Genomic DNA, 14,891 nt, shown 5'->3' on the forward strand with positions numbered 1-14,891 from the left:
AGCCGCGCGACGACCCGGAGGGGCTCCCGGGGCTCAGCCCGCGCGCGCCGACCGCCGCGCCCTCGCGGCGGCGCCGGCTCCCACCACCACGACCGCCGCGAGCGCGGCCGCGACGACGACCGGGAACGAGGAGTCCTCGCCGGACGCGCGGCCGACCGCCACCCAGGCCAGGCCCCACGCCAGCGAGAGGGCCGGGGCGAGCCGGCCGGTCGAGAGGCAGACCACGACGCCGACCGCCGTCGCCACCGCGAGGACGACGACGGCCCAGGCGCTCTCCCCCAGGCCCAGCCCGCCGACGCCGAGCTGCACCAGCCACGCCGCGACGTCCGCCACCGTCGCGACGAGCACCCAGCCCAGGTAGAGGCCGGCCGTGCCGTCCACCACCAGCGCCTCGAGCCACCCGCGCGGGGCGGTGCGCGAGAGCCGCGCGAGGACGACGCCGAGGACGGCCGCCAGGGCGGCGATGACCAGGACGCTGAGGCCGACGGACCCGGCCTGCACCACCACGATCCACGCGGCGTTGAGCAGCAGGGACGCGACCACCCACCAGCCGACGGCCCGCTGCCTCGCGTCCTGCGGGCGGGCCGCGACGAGCTGCCAGACGCCGAGCGCGAGCAGCCCCGCGTAGATCACCCCCCAGATCGAGAAGGCCGGGCCCGCCGGCGCGACGAGGCTCGACGTCGCCGAGAGCGCGCCGTCCGCGGCCTCGTCGATCGGGGTGCCCCCGAGGGCGCCCGAGCCGATCGTCGAGACGACCAGCGCCACGACCGCGCTGACGAGCACGGCCCCCTGCCGGACGCGGTCGCGCCCCGTCGCGGCGCCCGCCGACGTCGCGCTCCTTCCGCCACTGAATGTCTCCATGGTGGAGACACTACGCTGAGGCCCGCGCTCCCGCTTCCGGTGCGGGGCGAGGGAGGGGGCGTCGGCGTGGGCGAGCAGCGGCCCGGGGCCCGAGAGGACGCCGCCGGCGTGACGGGCGACGACGCGCGCGCGTCGACGCTGCGGGTCCTGCAGGCGCTGCAACGGGTGACGACCGAGACCGACCGCTACGTGGAGCAGGTCGGGGCGGCGCACGCCACGGCGCGCACGGACCTGTCCGCGGTGGCGGCCGTCGTCGAGGCCGAGGGCCGCGGGGACGAGCACAGCCCCGGCAGCCTGGGCCGCCACCTGAACCTCAGCTCCCCCGCCACCTCGGCGCTGCTCGACCGCCTCGAGCGCGCCGGCCACGTGCGCCGGGTGCGCAGCACGACCGACCGGCGGCGCGTCGTGGTCGAGGTGACCGACACCGCCCGCGACCTCGGGCGGTCGGTGTTCACCCCCCTGGCGTCCGAGCTCGCGGGGGTCCTCGACGGCTACGACGCGCAGGAGCGCGCGCTGCTGGAGCGCTTCCTCGGCGAGGCCGGCGACGCGATCGACCGCAGCCGCCGCCGCGGAGCCCGGCGCGGGAGCTGACGGGCCGTCCGGGGGCCGCCCGGCCCGGCCCGCCGGCGCTGCCGCGCGCCGAGGACGCCGGACCACCCGTCCCGGTGGTCCGTCCACGGGCCCGCCCCGCGGCGACGCGCCCTCCGCCACACTGTCGGCCGCGCGCCGGTACCGGTGCGCGGCCCCGCCAGCACGGCGGGGAGGCCGACGACGCACGGGAGCCCGGGACGCATGGAACTCGCAGTGGGAACGCTCATCGCCCTGGTGCTGGTGGGGGTGCTGCTCGTCGTCCTCCTGGTGGTGGCCGTCACGGCGGTGGGGCGCTACAAGATCGCCAACCCCTCCGAGGCACTGGTCGTCGTGGGCCGCAAGGGCGGCAAGCCCGTGCTCAACCCCGAGACCGGCGAGTCCTCCATGGACCTCTCCGGCCAGCGCGTCGTCATGGGCGGCGGCGTCTTCGTCAAGCCCTTCGTCGAGCAGGCCTACGCCCTCTCCCTGGCCTCCCGCTCCATCCGGGTGCAGATCCGGGGCGCGGTGTCGCAGCAGGGCATCCGCCTGAACCTCGACGCCGTGGCCATCGTCAAGGTCGGCGGCACGGAGAGCAACGTGCGCGCGGCCGCCCAGCGGTTCCTGCACCAGCAGGACGAGATCGAGTCCTTCACGCAGGAGGTCCTCGCCGGCTCGCTGCGCTCCATCGTCGGCACGCTGACGGTCGACGAGATCATCCGCGACCGCGCCGCCTTCGCGCGCCAGGTCGCCGACGAGTCGGTCACCTCGCTCAACAACCAGGGCCTGGTGCTCGACACCTTCCAGATCCAGGACGTCTCCGACGACAGCAACTACCTGCGCGACCTCGGCCGCCCCGAGGCCGCCGCCGCCGCCCGCAACGCCGCCATCGCCGAGGCCGACGCCCAGCGCGAGTCCTCCCAGCGCGGGGCGCAGGCCCAGCAGCTCGTCGCCGAGGCCGAGCGCGACCTCGCGCTCCGCCAGGCGAGCTTCCGCGCCGACACCGACCGGGCGCAGGCCGAGGCGGAGGCCGCGGGCTCGCTCGCGAAGGCCGCGCAGGACCAGGAGGTCCTCACGGTGCAGGAGCGGGTCGCCCAGCGGCAGGCCACGCTCACCGAGACCCAGCTCGACACCGACGTGCGCAAGCCCGCCGACGCCGCCCGCTACAAGACCGAGCAGGAGGCCCAGGCCCGCCGCAGCGCGGTGCAGTACGAGGCCGAGGGCCGCGCGGCGTCCTCCGTGGCGGACGCGCAGGCGGCCGCCGAGCGCACCCGCCTGTCCGCCGACGCCGACGCCCAGCGCCTGAGCATCAGCGCCGAGGCCGAGGCCCGCGCCGTCCGCCTCGCCGCGGAGGCCGAGCTCGCCCGGCGCACCGCGCAGGCCGACGCGCAGCGCCTGGAGGGCGAGGCCGAGGCCGCCGCCACCGAGGCGCGCGGTCGCGCGGAGGCCGCCAACCTCGCCGCCCGGGGCCGGGCGGAGGCCGCGGCCCGCCGCGAGTCGGCCGAGGCCTTCGCCAGCTACGGCGAGGCCGCCCGCCTGCAGATGGTCGTGGACGTGCTCCCCGCGATGGCCGAGGCGCTGGCCAGGCCCCTCGGGTCCATCGACGACCTCACCGTCATCTCCAACGACGGCGCCGGCGCGCTCTCGCGCTCGGTCGCGGGCAACCTGCACGAGACCCTCGAGACCGTGCGCCGCACCACCGGCGTCGACGTGCTGGGCCTGCTGCAGGGCGCGACCGGCGGGGACGGCGACCGCGGGAGCCGCTCCCCGGCGCGGCGGGAGCCGGCCCCCGCCGGCGCGAGCCCCGCGGGCGGCGCCGCGCCCGGCGGCTTCGGCGCCGGCGACGAGGGCGGCTCGGAGGACGGCCGGCGGTGAGCGGGGCCGCCCGCCGCTACGGCTACCTGGGCCCCGAGGGCACCTTCACGGACGCCGCGCTGGGGGGCGCGCTGGCGGCCCGCGGCGAGCCCGGCGCCGAGCGCGTGCCCCTGCCGAGCGTCGACGCGGCCCTCTCGGCGGTGCGCGCCGGCGACCTGGACGCCGCCATGGTGCCGATGGAGAACTCCGTCGAGGGCGGCGTGCCCGCCACCCTCGACGGCCTCGCCGGCGGCGAGCCGCTCGTCGTGGTGGCCGAGGCGCTCGTCCCGGTGGCCTTCGTCCTGGCCGCGCGGGCGGGCACGCGCCGCGAGGACGTCCGGGTGGTCAGCACCCACACCCACGCCCAGGCCCAGTGCCGCGGCTGGCTCGCCGAGCACCTCCCGGCGGCCGGCTACGTCCCGAGCTCCTCGACGGCGGCCGCGGCCGCGGGGCTGGCCCCCGACGCCCCGGTCGCGGGCTACGAGGCGGCGCTCTGCGCGGAGGTCGCGGCCGAGCGCTACGGGCTGGAGGTGCTGGCGCGCGACGTCGGCGACACGGCGGGCGCCGTCACCCGGTTCGTCCTCGTGGGGCGCCCGACCGCCCCGCCACCGCCCACGGGCGCCGACCGGACGAGCGTCATCGCCTTCCAGCCCGAGGACCACCCCGGCATGCTGCTGGAGCTGCTCGAGCAGTTCTCCTCCCGCGGGGTGAACCTCACGCGCATCGAGTCCCGGCCCACCGGTGACGCCCTGGGCCGCTACTGCTTCGCCATCGACGCCGAGGGGCACGTCGAGGACGCGCGCGTCGCGGAGGCGCTCCTCGGCCTGCACCGGTTCTGCGCCCAGGTGCGCTTCCTCGGGTCCTACCCGCGGGCCGACGGCCTGCCCGTGGTCGTCCGCCCCGGCACCGAGGACGGCGCCTTCGCCGACGCCCACGCCTGGCTCGACGCCGTGCGCGCGGGGCGGACGCCGCCCGCCTGAGCCGCGGTCCGTCCGTCCGTCCGGGGGAGGCTGCACGGGGACCACCCGGACGGGCGGCGGGACGGGCGCGGGACGGGCGGCCCGTCGGGGCCCTCTCGTACTATCTGCGCCGTGACGGAGATCGACGGGCTCGCCGACGTGCAGCCCCTCGCGGGCGCGGTCCTGCCGTCCGTCGTCCGCGACACCCCGGCCGCCGTGCTGCTCGTGGACCTCCAGCTCGGCGAGGTCGTCTACGCCAACCACCTGGCGCAGCAGCTCGCGCCCGGCACCGGCCTCCCGGTGAGCATCCCCGAGTGGTCCCGCGCCGCCGGGCTGCACGACGACACGGGCGAGGACCTGGAGGACGGCCCGGCCCCCCTGCGCCGCGTCGCCTCGGGCGAGCCGGTCACCGGGGAGGCCGTCACCGCGGCGCGCGAGTCCGACACCACCTCGGCGCGCGAGGCCCTGTGGGTGGTCGGCATCCCGCTGACCGACGCCCCGCCCCCGCTCGCCACGCAGGCCCTCGTCGTCATGCTGCCGCTGCGCGAGCAGGAGGCCGTCGCCGAGCTGCAGGAGTCCGGCGACCTGCGCCACCGCGCCGTCCTCGCCAGCGACCTCTCGTTCAGCATCAGCGACCCCCACACCGAGGACAACCCGCTGGTCTGGGTGAACCCGGCGTTCGAGCGCACCACCGGCTACAGCTTCGAGGACGTCGCCGGTCGCAACTGCCGCTTCCTGCAGGGCCCCGGCACCGACCCGGAGGCGGTGGCGCGCATCTCGCGCGCCCTGCGCGAGGACGAGCCCGTCACGGAGGTGCTCCTGAACTTCCGCAAGGACGGGACCGCCTTCTGGAACGAGGTGGTGATCAGCCCGGTCTTCGACGCGGAGGGGCAGCTGACCCACCACGTGGGCGTCCAGGCCGACGTGACCGCCCGGGTCGAGGCCGCCGCCGAGCGCGACCGCGCGCTCGAGGCCGCCCGCCTGGCGAACGCGCGCCTGGAGGCCCTGGCGCGCGTCAGCACCGCCCTGTCCAGCCGCCTCGACAGCCGCGAGGCCCTGGCCGTCCTGCCGGGCCTCGTCGTCCCCGACCTGGCCGTCTGGGCGTTCGCGCTCGGCACCGACGGGTCCGGCCGCGCGTCCTCCTTCTCCGTCGTGCACCGCGACCCCGCCATGGCCGAGCACGCGCGGGCGCTCGCCGCCGAGGACCCGAGCGGCTACGAGCACGGACCCGTCCTCGTCGAGCTGCTCTCCGGAGCGGTCACGACCCCGCTGTCGTGGGAGCTCGGGGCCGAGGAGGTGGCCGCGACGCTGACGAGCGAGGCGTCGCGCGCGGCGGTGCGCGCCATGGGCGTCGGCCGCGTCGTCGTCGTGCCGCTGCGCGCGCGGGGCCGGACGACGGCGGTGCTCGGCCTCGTGCTCGGCGACGCGCCCCCGCCGAGCGCCACCGACGTCGCCACGATGGCCGACGTCGGCCTGCGCGCGGGCCTGGCCATCGACAACGCGCGCCTGTACGAGCGCGAGCACGCCGCCGCGCTGACCCTGCAGCGCAGCCTGCTCCCGGACCTGCCGGACCTGGAGCACTTCGACGTCGCGGCCACGTACCTGCCCGCCTCGCTGGGCGCCGAGGTGGGCGGTGACTGGTACGACGTCCTCGACCTGCCGGACGGCGCGGTGGGCGTGGCCATCGGCGACGTCATGGGCCACGACCTCTCGGCGGCCGCGGCCATGGGGCAGCTGCGCTCGGTGCTGCGCTCCTACGCCTGGAGCGGCGACGAGCCCGGCGCCGTGCTGCGCCAGCTCGACCTGCTCGTCCGCGGCCTGGGGATGGCCGGCCTCGCCACGTGCGTCTACGCGCGCATCGCCTGCGACGCCGACGGCGCCCGCTGCGCCGTCACCTACGCCAAGGCCGGGCACCCGCCGCCGCTGCTGCTCCTGCCCGACGGACGCGTGGAGCGGCTGGACCAGGCGCTCACCACGCCCATCGGCGTCGCCGCCGCCAAGACCGTCGTGGACCAGGCCGAGGTCCCGCTGCCCCCGGGGGCCTCGCTCGTGCTCTACACCGACGGGCTGGTCGAGCGCCGCGACCGCCCGCTGCGCCAGGGCATCGAGGAGCTGGCGCAGACCCTGGCGGCGGCGCCCGCCGGCTGCGACGCGACGACGCTGCGCGACCTCGTCGTCGAGCGCTTCGCCGACGGCGGTGAGGACCTCGACGACGACACCTGCGTCCTCGTCGTCCGGCGCAGCCCCGACGCCCCCGCCTGAGGCGCGAGCCGCCGCGGTCCCCCGCTCAGGCGGCCACGCGGTCGCGGCGGCTGATGTCGACGTCCGCCAGCGGGACGGGCCGCTGCAGGTGGTAGCCCTGGGCCGCGTCGCAGCCCGCCTCGCGCAGCGCCGCCACCTGGTCGGGCGTCTCGACCCCCTCGGCCGTGACCTCCAGGTCCAGCGCGCGGGCCATCGCGAGCACGGCGTCCACGACGGGGGTGCACCCCTCCCCCGGGACGACGCGGTCGACGAAGGACTTGTCGAGCTTGAGGACGTCGACGGGCAGCTGGTCCAGCCGGGAGAGCGTCGACCACCCCGTGCCGAAGTCGTCCACGGCCACGCGCACGCCAGCCCGGCGCAGCTCGTCGAGCGAGGCCGTCATCGTCGGGGCGTCCGCGAACGCCGTCTCGGTCACCTCGAGCACGAGGTCGCCGGCGGGCAGGCCGCTGTCCGCCAGCGCCCGCAGGACGCGCCCGGGGTAGGCCGGTGAGGCCAGCTCGGCGCCGGAGACGTTGACGGCCACGCCGGCCGTGGTGCCCGTCCGCCGCTGCCAGTCCCGCACCTCGTGGCACGCGGAGCGCAGGACGCGCGCGCCCAGCAGGTCCACGACGCCCGTGGCCTCCGCCAGGGGCAGGAAGCGGTCGGGGGGCAGCAGGCCCCGCTCGGGGTGCTGCCAGCGCACGAGGGCCTCGACGCCGCTCAGCGCGCCCGTCGCCAGGTCGACGACGGGCTGGTAGTGCAGGACGAGCTGCCCGTCGGTGATGGCGTGCAGGAGCTCCTCGGCCTCGGGGGTGTCCAGGCTGGCCGGCAGGAGGCCGCGGCTGCGCCGCTTGGCGGCGTAGAGGTCGGCGTCGGCGCGCTGGCGCCACGTGGCGGCGGTGTCGGCGCCGTCGAGCACGGCCACGCCGAAGGAGACCCGCTGGCCCTGCGGCAGGTCGGCGGCAGCGGCCGAGAGCCTGCTGCGGGCGTCGTCCTCGGCGGCCTCGACGACCCACACGAACTCGTCTCCGCCGATGCGGGCCAGGAGCCCGTCCCCGAGCTCGCGCTGCAGGTGGCGGGCGACGACGACGAGGCGCGCGTCACCCGCGGCGTGGCCGAGGCTGTCGTTGACCTCCTTGAAGCCGTCGAGGTCGAGCATGGCCAGGCAGACGCGACCCGCCGCGCCGCCCGCCACGTGGGCGTCCAGGGCCCGGGCGAGCGCGCGCCGGTTCGGCAGCTGCGTCAGGTCGTCGACGTCGGCCTGCGCCACCGCCCGGCTCACGACCACCCCGAGGACGGCGACGGCGACCAGCGCGACGCCGAGGTAGACGGCCTCCACGACCAGGCCGCCGCCGGGGACGAGCAGGAGCAGGCCGACCGCGGCGCCCACGACCAGGGCCAGGTGGGCCAGGGCTGCACGCGGGCGCAGCAGCAGCGAGGACGGGAGCACCCCGAGGACGGCCAGGCCGGTGATCGCCACGAGGCGGCCGCGGTCCCCGGCCGCGTCGATCGCCGCCAGGGCCAGCATCACCTCGGCGCCGACGACGGACGCGTGCAGCACCGCCCACGTCACCGCCGTGCGCGCGAGCAGGAGGAGGACGCCGCCCACCGCGGTGACCGCGGCGATGGCGACGAGCAGGGCGGACGTCTGGCCGGAAGCCGGGGCGAGGGCCGACAGGGCGGCGCACCCCGAGCCCAGGAGCATCACGCAGCCGGCGGCGGTCCCCGCCACGGGAGCGGGGAGCCCGCCGGGGACGGGCCCTGCGCCGCGGCCGGCGCGCCGGCCGCCAGGAGGACCGGTCGGGGGCTCCTCCTGCTCTCGTCGTCGTCCGTGCACGTGCGCATCCTCCCAGCCCGGGCTCGCCGTGCGTTCACTCCGAGTGACTTATCGTGCCGCAGCGTGCTCGGCGTGCGAACCGGGAGCACACCTCGCCGTCCCCCGGACGGCGCAGCCGACGATCCGCACCCGCGCGGCCGGAGCGGGGACCCGGCCGACCTCAGAGCAGGGGGCGGACGGCGGCGTAGCCGACGAAGGCGACGGCGTCGATGAGGAAGTGGGCGACGACGAGGGGCATGACGCGGCCCGTCCGCTGGTGGACCAGCCCGAGGACCAGGCCCATGACCACGTTGCCGACGAAGGGGCCGATGCCCTGGTACAGGTGGTAGCTGCCGCGCAGGAGGGCGCTGGCGACGAGCGCGGCCACGGCGCCCCACCGCAGGTCGTGCAGCCGCGCGAGCAGCCAGCCGACGACGACGACCTCCTCCAGCACGGCGTTCTTGACGGCGGCCAGCAGCAGCACCGGGACCGTCCACCAGTACGCGTCCAGGGCCGCGGGCACGACGTCGGCGGTGATGCCGAGGGCGCGCCCGGCCAGGTACAGCCCGAGGCCCGGGACCCCGATGAGCGCGGCCAGCCCGAGCCCGCGCAGCGCGTCCCCGCCCGGCCGGCGCAGGTCGAACCCCATCGAGCGGGCCGCCGAGCGGACGGTCCCGCCCCGGCCCCACCCGAGCAGCGCCAGCGCCAGGACGACGGGCACGAGCGCCGTCGCGTTCGCCAGCAGCTGGTAGGTGAGGTCCAGGTACGGCCGGTCGCTGCGGGAGGCGTTGAGCGTGGCGGTCGCCTCGGCGAGGGGACCGCGCGTGAGCGCCGCGACCAGGCTGACGACGGAGTACACCGCGGACGCGCCCAGGCTGAGCGCGAGGACCAGGAAGACCTCCAGGCGCAGTCGGCTGCGCTCGGCCGGCGGCAGGCCCGTGGCGACGTCGTCCGCGCCGCCCGCCCCCGCGCGCCCCGCCCCCGCACGACCAGCCGCTGACGCCGAGGGCTCCGACCGGTCGGAGGGCTCTGCCATGGCCGCAGGGTAGGCGCGCACCCTGGGCGCTCCCCGGACGTCCGGCTCCTCGCCGGCCCTCCTCGTCGCGCGGCGGGCGCGGGCAGGGGGGGGCTCGAGCGGACCGGGCGGGCGGGGGCGTGCGCCAGGATGGCGGGGTGCGTGACGACGACCCCCGGACCGCCGCCCCCCGCTCCGCCGACCCCCGGACCGCCGCCCCCCGCTCCGCCGACCCCCGGACCGCCGACCCCCGCTCCGACGAGGACGGCACCGGCGGCGCCGGAGAGCAGGTCGTCCTCGGCGTCGACCTCGGCACGACGGCCACCAAGGTGGCCGCCTTCACCGCGGCCGGCGACGCCGTCGTGGAGTCGGAGGCCGAGTACTCCCTGGACGAGCCCGAGCCGGGGTGGGCCGAGCAGGACCCCGCGGCGATCCTGGCCGCCGCGCGCGAGGCCGTCCGCAGCGCGGCGCGCCAGGTGCGCCGGCGCGGGGGCCGGGTCGTGGGCATCGGCGTCAGCGGCGCCATGCACAGCCTCATCGCGGTGGGCTCGGACGACGAGCCCCTGACGCCGGTGGTCACGTGGGCCGACCGCCGCGCCACCCCGCAGGCGGAGCGGATCCGCAGCGGCCCCGGCCCGGAGGTGCACCGCCGCACCGGCACCCCGGTGCACCCGATGTCCCCCCTGCCCAAGCTGGCCTGGTTCGCCGAGGAGCGCCCCGAGGTGGCCGCCGCCGCCGCGCACTGGGTGGGGATCAAGGAGCTGCTGCTGCACGCGTGGTCGGGCGAGTGGGTGGTCGACCACTCGATGGCGTCCGGCAACGGGCTGCTCGACCTCCACGCCCTGGACTGGGACGCCGAGGCGCTGGAGCTCGCCGGCATCACCCGCGCGCAGCTGCCCCGCCCGGTGCCCGTGACGCACCGCCTCGCCCTGCGGCCCGAGGTCGCGGACGACCTGGGCCTGGGCCGCGACGTGCCGCTGGTCGTCGGGGGCGGCGACGGGCCCCTGGCCAACCTCGGGGTGGGCGCGGTGCGGCCGGGCGTCGCGAGCGTGTCCATCGGCACCAGCGGCGCGCTGCGCGTCGTCGTCGACCGCCCCGGCGTCGACCCGGCCGGGCGCACCTTCTGCTACGCCCTCACCGACGACCTGTGGGCCGTCGGCGGGGCCATCACGAACGGCGGCGTCGTCCTGCGCTGGGTGGGCGACGCCCTGGCCCCCGACATGGAGGTCCTCGCCGACGAGCTCGGCGACGAGCCGGAGGAGTCGCTCACCGACCTCGCGTCGCTGGCCCCTCCGGGGTCCGGCGGCCTGCTGATGCTCCCCTACCTGCTCAGCGAGCGGGCGCCGTACTGGACGGCGCTGCCGCGGGGCGCCTACATCGGCCTGCAGCGCCACCACCGGCGCGAGCACCTCGTGCGGGCGGCGCTCGAGGGCGTGTGCCAGCAGCTGGCGCTCGTGCTCGCGTCGCTGCGCGAGGCCGGGCACGAGGTCACCGAGGTCCGCGCGACCGGGGGCTTCGCCCGCTCGGCGGTGTGGCGCCAGATGCTCGCCGACGTCCTGGGGATGGACGTCTCCTTCCCCAGCGGCACCCAGGGCTCCGGCTACGGCGCCGCCGTCATCGCCATGACGGCGCTCGGGATGGTGCCCAGCGTCGAGGTGGCCGCCGACCGCGTGGAGGTCTCGCACGTCGTGCGCCCGGACCCGGCGGCGTCGGCGATCTACGCGAAGCTCCTGCCCGTCCACGCCGGGGTCTACGACGCCCTCGAGGGCGTGTTCCGGTCGCTGCGCGACCTCGACGACGACCTCCCGCTCGAGATCGGCGACTGAGCGCCGGCGCGGCGGACCGCCGCGCCGGCTGCCCGGGCCCGTCGCCCGGGAGGGGCCTCAGGCGGCGCCGAGCACCGCGTCCAGCGCCTCGTGGACGAGCGCCGTCGGCACCGGGACGAGGGGGCGGCCGGCGTCGTCCGCCAGCGCGGACCCCAGGCCGTCCAGCAGCACCATCGGCACCACGTCGGGCCCGCTGCCGGGCAGGTAGCCGCGCTTGTTGTCCCGCAGCAGGAGCCGCTGGACCAGGGCGCGGTCGAGCGCGGGCGGGGCCTCGCCGCGGACGCCGAGCGGCGCCAGCACGCGAGCGTGCGCGGCCACGGCCGCGTCGTCGAGGTGGCCCAGGCGTCGTCCGACCTGCGCGGCGACGAGCATCCCCCAGCCCACGGCCTCGCCGTGGGACAGGGCGCCGCGCGAGGCCAGCTCCATCGCGTGGCCCGCGGTGTGGCCGTACTCGAAGACGAGCGCCTCGCGCCGCTCGTGCGGGTCGACGCGCAGCGCGGGCGCCTTCGCGTCGACGCCGATCTGCAGCAGGCGGACGAGCGCGTCGGACCGCTCGTCCCCGAGCCCGGCGACGGCGGTCAGGAGGTCGTCCTCGCGCTCGGGGACGACGGCGAGCACGTTCTTGGCCATCTCGGCCGTCCCGGTCAGCACCTGGCGCTCGTCGACGCCGCGCAGCCAGTCCAGGTCGCACCACACCGACCGCGGCGTCCAGAACGTGCCGACCATGTTCTTGCCCGCGGCGAGGTTGACGCCCTGCTTGGCGGACAGGACGGCGTCGAAGGCCGCGACCGGCGTCGTCGGGAGGTGGACGAGCGGCAGCCCCCGGAACAGGGTGGCCGCCACCATGCCGGCGACGTTGCCCACCAGGCCGCCCCCGAGCGCGACGACGACCGACCCGCGCGTCGTGCCCCCGGCGACCGCCTCCTCGGCGAGCGCCAGCACGGTCGAGAGCGTCTTGAGCTCCTCCCGCGCCGTGCACGCGAGCGACTGCACGGGCACCTGCGCCGACAGGCCCTCGGCCACGCGCCGCGCCAGGTCGCCCGCGACGGCGTCGTGCACGAGCAGGACCTGGTCGACGCCGGTGAGCTGGTCGGCGAGGAGGGCGAGCAGCTCCTCGGTGCACCGGTCGCCGTAGGTGTACGGGACCACCTCCTCGCCCAGGGCGAAGGTGGTGCGGTGCACCGGCGTCGTGCGCCGGTCGGTGGCGGTGGGGCTCATCGGGTCCTTCCGGGGGTGCGCGCGCACGCTGGTGGTGCGGGCCGCGCAGCGGCGGCGGGGCGTTGGGCGAGGGTAGACCTGACAGCAGTGCGCGCTGTCACCTCGAGGTGACTGCACGCGCCGGTTGTCAGGTCCGCAGGAGGATCGTCGTCCCGGGAAGCCGACCGCCGGCCGCGCCCGACGTGGTCGCCGGCGCACCACCGAGGAGGTGAGATGACCGGTCCGACGAGCGCCGTGGTGCGCGAGGCGGTCGCCGCCGACGCGCCGGCTCTGGCGGAGGTGCACCGCCGGTCCCGGGCGGTCGCGATGCCCTGGCTGCCCGTCCCGCACGACGAGGCCGCGGCGCGGGCGTGGTCCTCCCGCGTCGTGCTGGTCGAGCAGCGCGTGGTGGTGGCCGAGGAGCGGGGGGCCGTCCTCCGCTCGGGCGACGTCGAGATGGAGGTCCGCGTCAGCAGGAGCGCCGTCCTGTGACGCCAGGCTCCATCTCGACGTCGGCGCGGTAGACCTCCTCCGGCCCGTCCTCGCCGCAGACGTCCAGCTCCGGGTCGCGCTCGAGGCCGGCGGCCAGGGCGACGCGGGCGCTGGCGGAGTTCGCCGGCCGCACCCGGGCCGTGACGGGCAGGCGGAGCGGGGAGCGGCGCGCACGCGCCACGACGGCGGTGGCCGCCTCGGTCGCCACGCCGCGCCCCCGGGCCGCGGGGTGCAGGCGGTAGAGCAGGTTCAGCACGGGGCGGTCGTGGAGGGTCATCACCGCCGTCCCGCAGACCCCGACGACGGTGCCGTCGGCGGCGCCGGGGCCCCGCCACGACAGCAGCGCGTACCCGGTGCCGTGCTCGTGCCAGTGCCGGGCCCACCGCTCGACCCGGCGCTGCGCCGCCGCGAGGTCGGCGAGGGCGTCACCGGGGTCGTGGGCCACGACGCCGGGGGCCCGGTGCAGGGCGAGGACGGCAGCGGCGTCCGCCGGGGTCGGCGCCCGCCCCACCAGCCGAGCGGTCGTCCACGCGGGTCCCGCCGCCGGGTCGCCGGGCTCGGTGCCCACGTCGTCGGCTCAGCCGTCGGTGCCGGGGCGGGCCGCGCCCGCCCGCCTCGTCGTGGTCGCCATGACCGCATCCTCCTCGGGAGGTCGTCGCCGCGCGCGCCCCGCCCGGGCGCCGCGGACGGCTCCGGGCGCCCCCGGAGCGCCGAGCCGGGCCCTCACCGACGGGTGGAGACCGCATGACGTCCTGACAAAGTCTTGACAACGCATCCGGCTGCGCAGCAGCATCGTCGGCGCACCGGCACCGCCGCCGGACCCGAGCGGGGCACCGCCGACGACGACGCGCCCCCGCCCCACCCCGCACCGCCGCGACGGCGCCCGCGCCGACCGCACCGCCCTGTCACCGAAGATGGGATCTGCCATGTGGAAGCCCCGCACGCGCGCCACCGTCGTCCTCGCGGCCCTCGCCCTGACCGCCGCCGGCTGCAGCAGCAGCGGCGGCGCGCCGGAGGCCGGCTCCGGCGGGGGTGAGAGCGGCGGCGGGTCCGGCGACCCGCAGTACACCGTCGCGATGGTCACCCACGCCGCCGCCGGCGACACCTTCTTCGACATCATCCGCGCCGGCGCGGACGTCGCCGCCGGCGAGTCCGGCGTCGAGTACACCTACGCCAACTCCGACCAGCCGAACGAGCAGGCGACGCTCATCCAGAACGCGGTGGACAGCCAGGTCGACGCCATCGCGGTGTCGATGCCCAACGTGCCGGCGCTGACGGAGGCGCTGGCCAACGCGGAGGCCGCCGACATCCCGGTCTTCGCCTTCAACGCCGGGCTGTCGGAGTACGAGGACGTCGGCGCGCTGGCCTACTTCGGCCAGGACGAGGCCATCGCCGGCGCGGCCGCCGGGGAGCGCCTCACCGAGGAGGGCGCCCAGAACGTCCTGTGCGTGCTGCAGGCCCAGGGCCAGGCGCAGCTGGAAGCCCGCTGCGACGGCGTGGCCGACGCCTTCGGCGGCGCCGTCGAGAAGCTCTACGTCACCGGCACGGACATGCCCTCGGTCCAGTCGACGATCACCGCGAAGCTCGCCGAGGACCCGAGCATCGACCACGTGCTGACCCTCGGGGCGCCCTTCGCCCTGACGGCCGCGCAGTCGGTCGAGGAGGCGGGCAGCGAGGCGGCCGTGGTCACCTTCGACACCAACGCCGAGCTCGTGGACGCCATCGAGTCCGGTGACGTCCAGTGGGCCGTCGACCAGCAGCCCTACCTCCAGGGCTACGAGGCCATCGACGCCGCCGCGCTGTACCTGTCCAACGGCAACGTCCTCGGCGGAGGCGAGGCGGTCCTGACCGGTCCCGCGTTCGTGGACCAGGACAACATCGCCTCGGTCGCCGAGTACGCCCGCGCCGGCACGCGCTGACCCCGCGTCCGCGGCCGCGCCGCGGACGCACCTCGGAGGCGGTGGGCGACTCGCCCACCGCCTCCGTCGCGTCCGGCCCCGAGCACGGGCCGCGGCGCACCGCACGAGGACGAGCGCGCCGTCCAGCTCCTCCACGCACGCGGC

Annotated in this window: 12 protein-coding genes; 7 read left to right on the forward strand and 5 right to left on the reverse strand. The window is 77.6% G+C overall.

From position 1 onward, the window contains the following. Window positions 1–33 precede the first annotated feature (33 nt). The gene (locus Q0848_RS07070) at window positions 34–861 is read right to left on the reverse strand and encodes a tryptophan-rich sensory protein (RefSeq protein ID WP_299036378.1); all 828 of its coding nucleotides are present in this window, start codon (window positions 859–861) and stop codon (window positions 34–36) included. Window positions 862–927: 66 nt separating this feature from the next. Between Q0848_RS07070 and Q0848_RS07075 the strand changes: the two genes are divergently transcribed. The 4 genes from Q0848_RS07075 to Q0848_RS07090 all read left to right on the forward strand — a co-directional run bounded on the left by Q0848_RS07075 (window position 928) and on the right by Q0848_RS07090 (window position 6,503). Beyond that, window positions 928–1,452, forward strand: a complete 525-nt coding sequence (locus Q0848_RS07075) for a MarR family winged helix-turn-helix transcriptional regulator (protein ID WP_299036379.1) — start codon at window positions 928–930, stop codon at window positions 1,450–1,452. A gap of 201 nt (window positions 1,453–1,653) precedes the next feature. Further along, window positions 1,654–3,303, forward strand: coding sequence for a flotillin family protein (locus tag Q0848_RS07080; protein WP_299036380.1), 1,650 nt, complete (start codon window positions 1,654–1,656; stop codon window positions 3,301–3,303). Continuing rightward, a complete protein-coding gene (pheA, locus tag Q0848_RS07085) occupies window positions 3,300–4,262 on the forward strand; it encodes a prephenate dehydratase (protein WP_299036381.1) in 963 nt (320 codons plus the stop codon). Before Q0848_RS07080 ends, pheA begins: the two co-directional genes overlap by 4 nt. 111 nt (window positions 4,263–4,373) lie before the next feature. Beyond that, on the forward strand, window positions 4,374–6,503 hold the full coding sequence (locus Q0848_RS07090) for a SpoIIE family protein phosphatase (RefSeq protein WP_299036382.1): 2,130 nt from the start codon (window positions 4,374–4,376) through the stop codon (window positions 6,501–6,503). Window positions 6,504–6,528: 25 nt separating this feature from the next. Here the strand turns inward: Q0848_RS07090 and Q0848_RS07095 are convergent, their stop codons facing one another. Beyond that, window positions 6,529–8,319: a bifunctional diguanylate cyclase/phosphodiesterase gene (locus tag Q0848_RS07095; RefSeq protein WP_299036383.1), complete on the reverse strand. Its 1,791-nt coding sequence runs from the start codon at window positions 8,317–8,319 to the stop codon at window positions 6,529–6,531. 160 nt (window positions 8,320–8,479) lie between these two features. Further along, window positions 8,480–9,232 carry a CPBP family intramembrane glutamic endopeptidase gene (locus tag Q0848_RS07100; RefSeq protein ID WP_366146465.1) on the reverse strand — a complete coding sequence of 251 codons (753 nt, stop codon included), beginning with the start codon at window positions 9,230–9,232 and terminating at the stop codon, window positions 8,480–8,482. Window positions 9,233–9,471: 239 nt separating this feature from the next. Here Q0848_RS07100 and Q0848_RS07105 point away from each other — a divergent pair, with 239 nt between their 5' ends. Next, on the forward strand, window positions 9,472–11,139 hold the full coding sequence (locus Q0848_RS07105; RefSeq protein ID WP_299036385.1) for a gluconokinase: 1,668 nt from the start codon (window positions 9,472–9,474) through the stop codon (window positions 11,137–11,139). 57 nt (window positions 11,140–11,196) lie between these two features. On the opposite strand, the gene Q0848_RS07110 is transcribed toward Q0848_RS07105, so the two are convergent. Further along, complete coding sequence (locus tag Q0848_RS07110; RefSeq protein WP_299036386.1) at window positions 11,197–12,357, reverse strand: iron-containing alcohol dehydrogenase; 1,161 nt, start codon at window positions 12,355–12,357, stop codon at window positions 11,197–11,199. Window positions 12,358–12,570: 213 nt separating this feature from the next. On the opposite strand from Q0848_RS07110, the gene Q0848_RS07115 reads away from it, so the two are divergent. Then, window positions 12,571–12,828 (forward strand): hypothetical protein, encoded by a 258-nt coding sequence (locus Q0848_RS07115; RefSeq protein ID WP_299036387.1) that lies wholly within the window; start codon window positions 12,571–12,573, stop codon window positions 12,826–12,828. Here the strand turns inward: Q0848_RS07115 and Q0848_RS07120 are convergent. Then, the gene (locus Q0848_RS07120; RefSeq protein WP_299036388.1) at window positions 12,806–13,396 is read right to left on the reverse strand and encodes a GNAT family N-acetyltransferase; all 591 of its coding nucleotides are present in this window, start codon (window positions 13,394–13,396) and stop codon (window positions 12,806–12,808) included. The two genes, Q0848_RS07115 and Q0848_RS07120, sit on opposite strands and share 23 nt — an antisense overlap. 358 nt (window positions 13,397–13,754) lie before the next feature. Here Q0848_RS07120 and Q0848_RS07125 point away from each other — a divergent pair, with 358 nt between their 5' ends. Further along, entirely contained in the window at window positions 13,755–14,747 is a 993-nt protein-coding gene (locus tag Q0848_RS07125; RefSeq protein WP_299036389.1) for a substrate-binding domain-containing protein, read from the forward strand. Window positions 14,748–14,891 lie beyond the last annotated feature (144 nt).

Origin of the sequence: uncultured Pseudokineococcus sp. (genome assembly GCF_947495735.1) — a bacterium.
Taxonomy (GTDB): Bacteria; Actinomycetota; Actinomycetes; order Actinomycetales; family Quadrisphaeraceae; genus Pseudokineococcus.

Excerpts from the sequence above, each read along its gene's own strand:
- Q0848_RS07070 (WP_299036378.1), bottom strand. The coding sequence starts at position 861 with ATGGAGACATTCAGTGGCGGAAGGAGCGCGACGTCGGCGGGCGCCGCG.
- Q0848_RS07080 (WP_299036380.1), top strand. The coding sequence starts at position 1,654 with ATGGAACTCGCAGTGGGAACGCTCATCGCCCTGGTGCTGGTGGGGGTG.
- Q0848_RS07110 (WP_299036386.1), bottom strand. The coding sequence starts at position 12,357 with ATGAGCCCCACCGCCACCGACCGGCGCACGACGCCGGTGCACCGCACC.
- Q0848_RS07115 (WP_299036387.1), top strand. The coding sequence starts at position 12,571 with ATGACCGGTCCGACGAGCGCCGTGGTGCGCGAGGCGGTCGCCGCCGAC.
- Q0848_RS07125 (WP_299036389.1), top strand. The coding sequence starts at position 13,755 with ATGTGGAAGCCCCGCACGCGCGCCACCGTCGTCCTCGCGGCCCTCGCC.